The 9,240-nt window shown below is 59.9% G+C and carries 10 protein-coding genes; 6 read left to right on the top strand and 4 right to left on the bottom strand.

What is annotated here, in order from left to right; genetic code table 11:
- Positions 1–129 precede the first annotated feature (129 nt).
- From BKY26_RS17845 to BKY26_RS17820, 6 genes are all read left to right on the top strand, one after another.
- Positions 130–741: a ribonuclease D gene (locus BKY26_RS17845; RefSeq protein ID WP_071691728.1), complete on the top strand. Its 612-nt coding sequence runs from the start codon at positions 130–132 to the stop codon at positions 739–741.
- 10 nt (positions 742–751) lie between these two features.
- Positions 752–1,348 (top strand): hypothetical protein, encoded by a 597-nt coding sequence (locus tag BKY26_RS17840; RefSeq protein WP_071691727.1) that lies wholly within the window; start codon positions 752–754, stop codon positions 1,346–1,348.
- Positions 1,349–1,358: 10 nt separating this feature from the next.
- The gene (gene lptA, locus BKY26_RS17835; protein WP_071691726.1) at positions 1,359–1,844 is read left to right on the top strand and encodes a lipopolysaccharide transport periplasmic protein LptA; all 486 of its coding nucleotides are present in this window, start codon (positions 1,359–1,361) and stop codon (positions 1,842–1,844) included.
- A gap of 3 nt (positions 1,845–1,847) precedes the next feature.
- Positions 1,848–2,609 carry an LPS export ABC transporter ATP-binding protein gene (gene lptB, locus BKY26_RS17830; RefSeq protein WP_071691725.1) on the top strand — a complete coding sequence of 254 codons (762 nt, stop codon included), beginning with the start codon at positions 1,848–1,850 and terminating at the stop codon, positions 2,607–2,609.
- A 233-nt stretch (positions 2,610–2,842) separates the two neighbouring features.
- Positions 2,843–3,409 carry a ribosome hibernation-promoting factor, HPF/YfiA family gene (gene hpf, locus BKY26_RS17825; protein WP_071691724.1) on the top strand — a complete coding sequence of 189 codons (567 nt, stop codon included), beginning with the start codon at positions 2,843–2,845 and terminating at the stop codon, positions 3,407–3,409.
- Positions 3,410–3,460: 51 nt separating this feature from the next.
- On the top strand, positions 3,461–3,925 hold the full coding sequence (locus tag BKY26_RS17820) for a PTS sugar transporter subunit IIA (RefSeq protein ID WP_071691723.1): 465 nt from the start codon (positions 3,461–3,463) through the stop codon (positions 3,923–3,925).
- On the opposite strand, the gene BKY26_RS17815 is transcribed toward BKY26_RS17820, so the two are convergent.
- The 4 genes from BKY26_RS17815 to BKY26_RS17800 are packed head-to-tail and all read right to left on the bottom strand — an operon-like array spanning position 3,922 to position 9,124.
- Positions 3,922–5,352 carry a sulfotransferase family protein gene (locus tag BKY26_RS17815; protein WP_071691722.1) on the bottom strand — a complete coding sequence of 477 codons (1,431 nt, stop codon included), beginning with the start codon at positions 5,350–5,352 and terminating at the stop codon, positions 3,922–3,924. The genes BKY26_RS17820 and BKY26_RS17815 overlap by 4 nt on opposite strands.
- A 3-nt stretch (positions 5,353–5,355) precedes the next feature.
- Positions 5,356–7,056 (bottom strand): DUF5927 domain-containing protein, encoded by a 1,701-nt coding sequence (locus BKY26_RS17810; RefSeq protein WP_071691721.1) that lies wholly within the window; start codon positions 7,054–7,056, stop codon positions 5,356–5,358.
- Positions 7,053–8,063 (bottom strand): glycosyltransferase family 2 protein, encoded by a 1,011-nt coding sequence (locus tag BKY26_RS17805; RefSeq protein WP_071691720.1) that lies wholly within the window; start codon positions 8,061–8,063, stop codon positions 7,053–7,055. The genes BKY26_RS17810 and BKY26_RS17805 overlap by 4 nt, the downstream gene beginning before the upstream one ends.
- Positions 8,060–9,124 carry a glycosyltransferase family 4 protein gene (locus tag BKY26_RS17800; protein ID WP_158514360.1) on the bottom strand — a complete coding sequence of 355 codons (1,065 nt, stop codon included), beginning with the start codon at positions 9,122–9,124 and terminating at the stop codon, positions 8,060–8,062. The genes BKY26_RS17805 and BKY26_RS17800 overlap by 4 nt, the downstream gene beginning before the upstream one ends.
- Positions 9,125–9,240: the final 116 nt, after the last annotated feature.

Raw genomic sequence — 9,240 nt, 5'->3', positions numbered from 1 at the left:
ACCGCCAATACCCCGTGTGCGATTGGCAAGCCCGCCCCAAGTTGCCTATCTTTCCGAAAGGTGACATGAACCCAGCCAGAGAAACATGGGGTAGCTGCGGCCCGGCCTGCGACTGATCAGGGGAAGACGATGACGATCCATCTTTACAAGAACGACCTTCCCGACGGGCTGGACCTTGGGCCGGTTGTTGCAATCGACTGCGAAACGATGGGTCTGAACCCGCATCGTGACCGGTTGTGTCTGGTGCAGATGTCAGGCGGGGATGGTCATGCGCATCTGGTTCAGGTCGAAAAGGGCCAGACCGATGCCCCGAACCTTGCGCGGATGCTGGAAGACCCCGAAGTACTGAAACTCTTCCATTTCGGGCGCTTCGACATTGCCGCAATGTATCACGCCTTCGGCGCGCTGGCCGCACCGGTTTTCTGCACCAAGATCGCGTCGAAGCTGGTGCGCACCTATACTGATCGTCACGGGTTGCGGAACCTGTGTCAGGAGCTGTTGAACGTCGACATTTCCAAGATGCAGCAAAGCTCTGACTGGGGCGCGCCGAAGCTGACCGATGCGCAGATGACCTATGCTGCGTCGGACGTTCTGTACCTACACCGGCTGAAGGAGATTTTCGAGACAAGGCTCGACCGCGAAGGCAGGACCGAGATCGCGCAGGCCTGTTTCGATTTCCTGCCCACCCGTGCCAAGCTGGATCTTGCGGGCTGGCCCGAGATCGACATCTTCTCTCACTGAGGGGACGGACATGGCCGCGCCCAACACCTATTCGCGTGTTGTCGCCTGGGTAAAGGTGATCCTGCCGCTGCTTGCGCTGGCGCTGCTATCGACCCTGTTCCTGTTCTCCCGCACCCCGGACCCGAACCGCGCCATTCCCTTTGCTGAAGTGGATGTGGAGGAACTGGCCCGCGAGCAAAGCCTTGGTCAGCCGCGCTTTGCAGGCACCATGTCGGACGGGCGCGAGGTGATCTTCACCGCCGCGCGCGTGGTCCCAAGGCTGACCAACCCCAACATGCTGGATGCCGAAACCATCGAGGCCCGCATTGACCTGAACGCTGATTCCATCCTGCTGATCGTGGCAGGCAGCGGACAGTTCGACCTGCGCAACGAGGCCGCCGATCTGGGGGACGAGGTGCAGCTGACGACCACCACCGGTCTGCGCCTGAATACAGAGCTGATGCATTTCGACATGGGCACATCCAGCGCCGTTGCGCCGGGAAATGTGCTGGTCACCGGCCCCGGTTTGTCCCTGACAGCCGGATCAATGCGACTCAGCGCTGTTGATGGAAACGACGTTGTCCTTTTTAATGACGGTGTTCGGGTGCTATACGAGCCCGGAAGTTAACGGAGCTTTCATGCGCGCCTTTCTCATTGCCCTTTGCGTGGCTTGCCTTTCCGCTTTGCCGATCTCGGCACAAACATCCATCGGATTCGGGGGGGTGTCGCATGACGCCAACCAGCCGATCGAGGTGACGTCCGACAGTCTCAGCGTGGATCAAACCACGGGAAATGCGGTGTTTTCCGGCAATGTCATCGTGATCCAGGGGGATCTGAGGATGGCGGCGGGCGAGGTGTCTGTCATCTACGGCACAGGCGATACGCAGCAGATCCAGCAGGTTCTGGCCACTGGCGGCGTGTTGCTCACGCGCGGGGAGGACGCCGCGGAAGGCGCACAGGCGGAATACTCGGTCGAAACCGGTCACGTGTTCCTGTCGGGCGATGTCCTGGTGACGCAAGGGCGCACCACGATTGCCGGCGACCGACTGAATATCGACCTCAACACCGGTAACGGCACCGTCGAGGGCCGGGTGCGCACCATCCTGCAACCCGCGGGGCAGTAACCCATGGCAGACCGGCCCGATCTTGTGATGGAACAGGGCCAGCAGGGCCTGCGCGTCACCAATCTGCGCAAAAGCTACAAGCGCCGTCCGGTGATCCGCGACGTGACCATGACATTGGACCGGGGCGAGGTTGTGGCCCTTCTCGGGCCCAACGGATCGGGCAAGACCACCTGTTTCTATTCGATTGCCGGGCTGGTCGCGCCCGAAGGCGGCAAGGTCATTCTGGACGGGCAGGACATCACCTATCTGCCGATGTATCGCCGCGCCAAGGCAGGCATCGGCTATCTGCCGCAGGAAATGTCGATCTTCCGCGGTCTGACGGTCGAGGAAAATATTACGGCGATTCTCGAAGTTGTGGAAAAAGACCGCCACAAGCGTCACGAACGGCTGGAGGAACTTCTGTCGGAATTTTCCATCACCCATCTGCGCGCCGCCCCGGCCCTGTCCCTGTCCGGAGGCGAACGCCGCCGCGCCGAGATCGCCCGCTGCCTGGCCTCGAACCCCCGATATCTGCTTCTGGACGAGCCCTTTGCGGGCGTCGATCCGATTGCGGTATCCGAGATTCGCGCGCTGGTGTCCGACCTTAAAAAACGAGGGATTGGTGTCTTGATCACCGATCACAACGTGCGCGAAACACTCGAGATCGTGGACCGCGCCTATATCCTGCATGACGGCACCATGTTGATGAGCGGCACCGCCGAGGAAGTGGTGCGGGACGAGAACGTGCGCCGGGTCTATCTGGGCCACAGTTTCCGCATCAGTTGATCTTTGCCAACGGTCGGATCACGTCGAGTTGTCGTTGACAGAGCGCCCCGATTCAGCGCCAAATGGTGGGGATGTACGAAAGCGTTCCCGATCTTGCACTGCACATCGCCGGACCCACCGGGCCGACGAATGCAAGCAAACATCAGGGGCGCTTTTTTGTTGCATCGCTGTACTGACTTACGGCCGCCCGGGGATCCATTCCCGCGTCGGCCGTTCGCATTTAAGGAGGTCCTATGCGCTACCAGATCAGCGGAAAACAAATCGATATCGGCGACGCCTTGCAAACCCATGTGAAGGACAGCCTTGGCGCCGTCGTGGAAAAATACGCTGAACGTCCGACCGACGCGAATATCGTGTTCTCGCGTAGCGGCCACGAGCATGTCTGCGAAGCCACCATCCATCTGTCGACCGGGCTGACCGCGTCAGCAAAGGCCGCCGACCATGAAATCTACGCATCCTTCGACCAATGCGCAGAGAAGATGGAAAAGCAACTGCGTCGCTACAAGCGCCGCCTGAAAGACCATCACATCAAGCGATCAGAGCCCGTTGAAACCTTCGCCGGTTCCTCGTATATCCTCGCGGGCTCGGACCATGGGGATGAGGACGAACCGGAGTCGCTGCAGCCGATGATCATTGCCGAGATGGAGACGAAAATCCCGTCCCTTTCGGTTGGTGAAGCGGTGATGCAGATGGAGATTTCCGGAGCGCCCGTTCTGATTTTCCGAAACGAGGGACACGACGGGTTGAATGTGGTCTACCGCCGCGAAGATGGGAATGTCGGCTGGATTGACCCCCGTTAACAGAAGCAACAGGGGCCGGGCGCAGGCGCGGCCCCAGACCGGGACAGTTTCATGGATCTTGCGTCACTATTGAGCCCGACAGCGGTTCGTATCATCGCTGATGTCACCAGTAAGAAGCGGCTGATTCAGGCCGTGGCCGATGTCGCCGCGCCACTGACGGGGTTGTCGATGACGGACATCACGTCGGCCCTGCTGGAACGCGAAAGCCTTGGGCCCACCGGCTTCGGCAAGGGTGTTGCCCTGCCGCATGCGCGCCTGTCCGGCCTGACCGGGGTGCAGGGCGCTTTCATCAAGCTGGATCGACCTGTGGATTTCGACGCCGTGGACCGCCAGCCGGTTGATCTGGTTTTTGCGCTGTTCGCACCAGAGGAAGCGGGAACCGAGCATCTCAAGGCGCTGGCGCTTGTTTCTCGCACCCTGCGCGACCCGGTCCTGTGTGAAAAACTGCGGGCCAATTCAGACGCGGCGACGCTGCATACCTTGCTGACCGAGGCACGCGCGACGCAGGCGGCCTAAGGCTCCCAGGTCTGGAAGCCGAAATTCAGGAAATCCTTGCGATAGATGTCGAAGATCAGCGACTCGATCTCACTGTCGTTGATCTCTGTCAGCGGGAAAGGCACCTCTGGTAGGGCCATGTCGAACTCTGCGCCATCGCGTCCTTGCGTTTTAGCCAGCTTCGGCAGGTCTTCGATCAGCTCCTCTTCCCGCAAGATGCGGTCGGGTAGAGCGAAATTGGCCATGCCCTGAATCAGTGCAGTCTGGGACGCGAAGATCTGTTCCACTTTCAGGCTGGTCTGCCCGGCGAGGTTGCCTTTCAGGAAATTCAGAAAGGCGATGAACGCCTCCTTGTGCTGGTCGGCATAGTAGCCGGGGATCAGCCCGTCCTTGGGAATCGGCAGGTTGTAGCGGTTCTTCAGCACCCGCCGGATATTCGCATAGGCGGGCCTGTCGGCGGGCAGAATGCAGCTGTTGAACACGTGATAGGCGCGTTCCAGCGGGTGACGCAGGACGGTAAAGCTGCGGTGGCCCGGATGTTTGCGCATCCATTGGCGGATGTCCTTCTGCTTTAGCCCGGTCAGCAGCTTGTCCCCGCCGATGCCTTCCAGCCCCGCCATCCAATCCCGGATCGGATCGACCGCAGCGCCACGGATCGGCATGAACATCAACCCTGTTTCCGGCATCAGGACGAACCCCGGTACAGCCGCATGGCGTGCAGGTTCGAAATTGGGCGTTCTGCTCAGGTCAAATCGGTCCAGCTTGGCCAGCGACCGGACCATGTGGTCGTAGTTTTCCACTTTCTGGCTCAGATCGCTCGGGTTTTGCTTTTTCAGCTTCGAGTTCGTGGCCTCCAACGCATGGCTCGACCTCAGGAATCGCGCCAAGCCGTTCACGACCTCCACATCGTTGATGTCCTCGTATCGAATGTAGAACGCCGCCTGCCCCGTGGTCTGCAAGCCACGTTGCAGCCGGATCTGGAACGATTGCAGATCTTCCAGCATGGTCTCGAACTCCCACAGCCGAAATTCCACCTTGGCGCTTTTCTGGTGCTTCATATCGGTCAGCCGCCATTGCCCGGTCTCGGTTGCGATCCGGCGGCTGACATAGCTTTCCAGCGGATTGCGGGTCAGAATCACCTTGGCAATGCGCGGATCGGGAAGGATGCGGTCCAGCACACGCGGGTCGTGATCGTGGAAAAAGCGGAAGCCGGGCAGCGCATCGCCCGCGTTTTCGATGATCGCTTCCAACAGGTCGAGCGGCTTCTCCTCGCGCCTGTCCATGTCGATGCCATGCATCTCGAACGTATTGTGATGGCCCATGAAGGTCGGGTTATAGACCTCGCCCAGACAGTTCAGATCCGGCAGATCGTTCAGCGTCGCCTCAAGGTAGTTCGAGCCCGTCCGCATTTCGGCAAAGATCACGAAGGCATCGAAACGGTCGGACATGGGTTACCTGACAAGATAGGGCCGGGATCCGCCCGACCTGGGTTGCATTCCGGGCTGGTTGACGGGGAAGTCACCCGTGACATGCGGGTTCATCCCCTGGTTCTTCAGATTCTGCAGAAACTGGCCAAAGCCCGACAGATCGACCATGCGCGGCGCCTCGGTGATGCGCGCACCGGAGGACGGGCCCCCGATGGCATCGAGGATTGATTGCAGATTTTCCATCGGTTCTTCCACAAACTCCGCCAGGGACCAGATCTTCACCTCTGCCCGTGTCTGCACCCGGCGCAGAATGCTGACGAAGTCGATCTCCTGCTTTTGCAGCAGGGCTGCCGTCTTTCGGATCGTGTGGAAATCCTGGTTCGAGTTGAACAGCGGCACCGCCCAGGCCCCTGTCACAACCGAGATCTGCGCATTCCCGTCAGAGGCGAGAAACGCCCCGATCCGCTGTTCGTCGCGCGGGCTGAACTGAAACACCTGACGTTCGCCCCGCGTGTTCCAGATCAGGCTGGTCAGGAAGTGTTCAGGGTCATAGTCGCGAATGGCGGCGGCCGAGGACAGGCAGCCAGCATAGACATCCGCATCGCCCGAGAACCGCACGCGCACTGGGTCGAACAGGTTGCCATGCACCCGCGTGCCAAGGCGGCGGGCCAGCCACGGTTCGAAGTTCTCGAAAAGGTCGTTGAAGCCCTGAAAGACCGAATAGGGCGCGCTGGTCTTGCCGTTTTCCCAGTCAGGGTTCGGGAACCGGCTGTGCATATACATGCCCGCCCGCCCCCGCGTTCGTCGTTCCAGCGCCTTGGAAAAAACGCGGTCGATCTTGCCCGGTGCCGGTTCGGCCATGACGGTGCCGCGATCCTGATCGGTCAGAAAGGTTTCATAAAGCCGATCCGCCTTATGCCAGATCTTGCGCGCGACGAAGCAATCCGACCGCCGCAGCAGATGCAGGTGGTCATCATAGAAGACATGGGGTTTGCCCTGAAAATCGAACTTCGAGAGCGTCAGCGACCGGCTTTCGATATGGGTCGAATACTTGCGAACCAGTGTCTGATAATAGCTTTCGTCAGGAATCCAGACCAGTTTGAAGAACCGGTCATAGGCCTTGCGTGAGGGGTCCTGCAGGATGGCTGACAGGGTCTGACGGGTCAGGCACCACCATTGGCTGCCCAGATGCGGCACCAGATCATCGGGCATGGTCCGCTTGAAACCCACCTTGCGCTGCAGCTCTACATAGCCGTCAAACAGCCTGCGGTGACGTTTCCACGAGAAGGGGAACCTAAGCTGGAACCGTTCCGCATGCAGCCCGTCAACGGTCCATTCCACGTCTTCGGTCGTCACGCTTTCGATGAAATCGGTGCGCGGGCGGGCCGCAAGATAGGCTTTCAACTCCTCCACGGGGCGCAAGGGCAGGCAGGATCCGCTGGACAGAAAAACATGTCTGACATTGGGGAATTCGGCCAACATCATCTCGGATGCGGTCTGCGATGCGGCGACGAGAGACCACGTCCCCCATTCGCATTTGTGCCGCCCGCAGAACTTGACGTTCGGCAGGTCAGACAGATCGGATTTCAGACCCGAATACGCCTCATTCGACACGCGCTTGTCCACGTGGATCACCACCGGGCAATCCCGTTCCGCCCAATGCCGCGCCACCTGTGCAGCGCGGTGCAGCGCCGTGTGGCAGAGCATGACGAACCCGACACTCATGCCCAGTTCCCCTTGGACATGAGGCCGAGGATTTCCAGTTGCCGCCAGTTGATGAAGCGTTCAGACCATTTGCACCAAAGGTTGGGGTCTTCCTGCAAACCGGCGGCATAGGCCTTGTATTCGTGACTGTTGGCGTAGTGCTGTTTGCGCTGAAGCTCTTCCCGCGCCTTCGTGGTGAAGGTGTCGAGGAACTTGGCATGCATCAGCACGCCGGATGCCTTTTCGCCGCCCCATTCATCGAACACGAGGTTCAGCCCGCGCGGCAGCAGCATGTGGGTGGAACTGGCAAAGGCATAGTTCTTGTCCCATTTCACCAGCGGAATCTTGTTCAGCGCCGGGGCGCGTTCAGGATTGTCCGGGAAGAAAAGGCGCGCCCGTGGGCCGCCCTGAATCCAGAGGTTCCCGAAATCCCAGTTGCGCTTGATCATGTAGTTGCCGCTGTCGAACCAGCAGGCAATGTCGAACGGATTCTGTCCCTCGCTGTAAGGCTGCGTCGTGATCGGCCCCTTGGGATACATATCCAGCAGCATCGCACCAAAGGACTTGATCGAACTGCTTTCCAGCCAATCGGTCAGCGCAGGGATGGGGCGCGTATCGCAGAACGGGTAGACAAGGAATTCATCCGGGTCGACGACGACACACCAGTGACCATGGCCATATTCCCGCAACAGCGCATTTAGCCAATCCATCCCGAAGCGGGAGCGTTTGTAGCTGGCAGGCGTCGTCCAGACAGAACAATCGCCCTGCCCGGCCAGGTATTCGCGCGTGCCATCGGTACTGTCGTTGTCCACAAAGATGAAATGCGACACGCCCCTGTCACGATAGTAGCGCAGGAAATAGGGCAGGCGGATTCGCTCGTTTCGCAGGGTGACGAAGCACAGAACATCGTTGGGTCGGATCTGGTCGGTGCGGTCTGCCACAAGCAGAAGATCCCGCGCCTTGCGCCAGGCACGGATCAGAAACCGCTTACGTTCAAGGCGCAGCTTGTAGCGCTGAACCACCTTCATACCATGTCCCCTGCCCGGGCCTTTTGAAGGGCCTCAGAAACCGTGTCGAAATGTGCCTGCCACGTCGGAAGCTTGGCCGCTGGCAGCACCTCGTCCGCCAGTCTATCCCCCGATCGTTTCTTAATCGTTTCCAGCCAAGAATACGCGTCCTGAGGGTCAAGGTAAACGGCGCAATCGTTAACGGTTTCACGCAACACCGGAAGGTCCGAGCAGATTGGCAACACCCCAAGCCGCGCGGCCTCCAGCGGGGGATAGCCGAAACCCTCTGCCAGCGTCGGAAACAGCAGCCCATGCGACCCCTCCAACAGGGTGCGCACCTGACCATCGCTCAGGTCGTTGTGTTCAAAGATCGCGGTTCCACGTAGCGGGTGGGTGTCGAGCCGTTGAAAGAATTCCTCCGATGCCCATCCCCTCTGGCCAACAATATGCAGATGCGGGCGACCGGCTTCGGGCAACATCGACCAGACATCCAGCAATAGCTGGTGGTTCTTGCGGGGCTCAATGGTGCCAAGACACACAAATCGGGGAGTGTCAGGGTCTAAACCGGGCGATAACGGCTCTTTCTCCACGCGATCGGGCAGGCCGAGATGGGCCGTGACGAAGGCCATGTCAGCGCTCATGTGCCGCGCAAGTTGTCGGCTTGTGTCCTCCGAGTTGCAGATGATCAGATTAGCATGATCCTGACTGGCTTTCAGCATCTTGCGAAAATGTCCCGGTATCTCGGGACGAGAGAATTCCGGATGGTCCAGAGGAATGGCATCGTGCAGCAGCACGGCGACCTGCACATCCGGGTTGGCCCGAAAAGCCCGTAGACAGTCCACGGACAGGTTGCTGTGACCGACATTCAGATAGGTCGTGTCTTCCCGCAGGTTTTGGGACAACAGTCGAAACAGGTTGGCATGCAGGCAACGGGCAATGGCATGGCGACGCAGCAAAGCCTCGGCCCTATGTCGCGGCAGATCGGACTTGCCGGTCAGACGTGACAGCAGATCAGGCTGTGGCCAGTCCACGTTGCCGTCAAAAGCGTTCAGAAACGCCTGCGCGCCCGCTGCCCCGAACAAGATATACCCGCGAGAGCTGCGCACCAGAAACCGTGGGTCCGGATCCGTCCTCAGAACCCAATCCGCATAAGCGCGTTCGACGCGATCCACGCCCGTCAACTGACCTCGCCCGACGC

Source organism: Nioella sediminis (genome assembly GCF_001879695.1).
In the GTDB taxonomy this organism is placed as follows: Bacteria; Pseudomonadota; Alphaproteobacteria; order Rhodobacterales; family Rhodobacteraceae; genus Nioella; species Nioella sediminis.
Note: the sequence above shows the minus strand (reverse complement) of the source record. Positions and strands in the feature narration are given on the sequence as shown.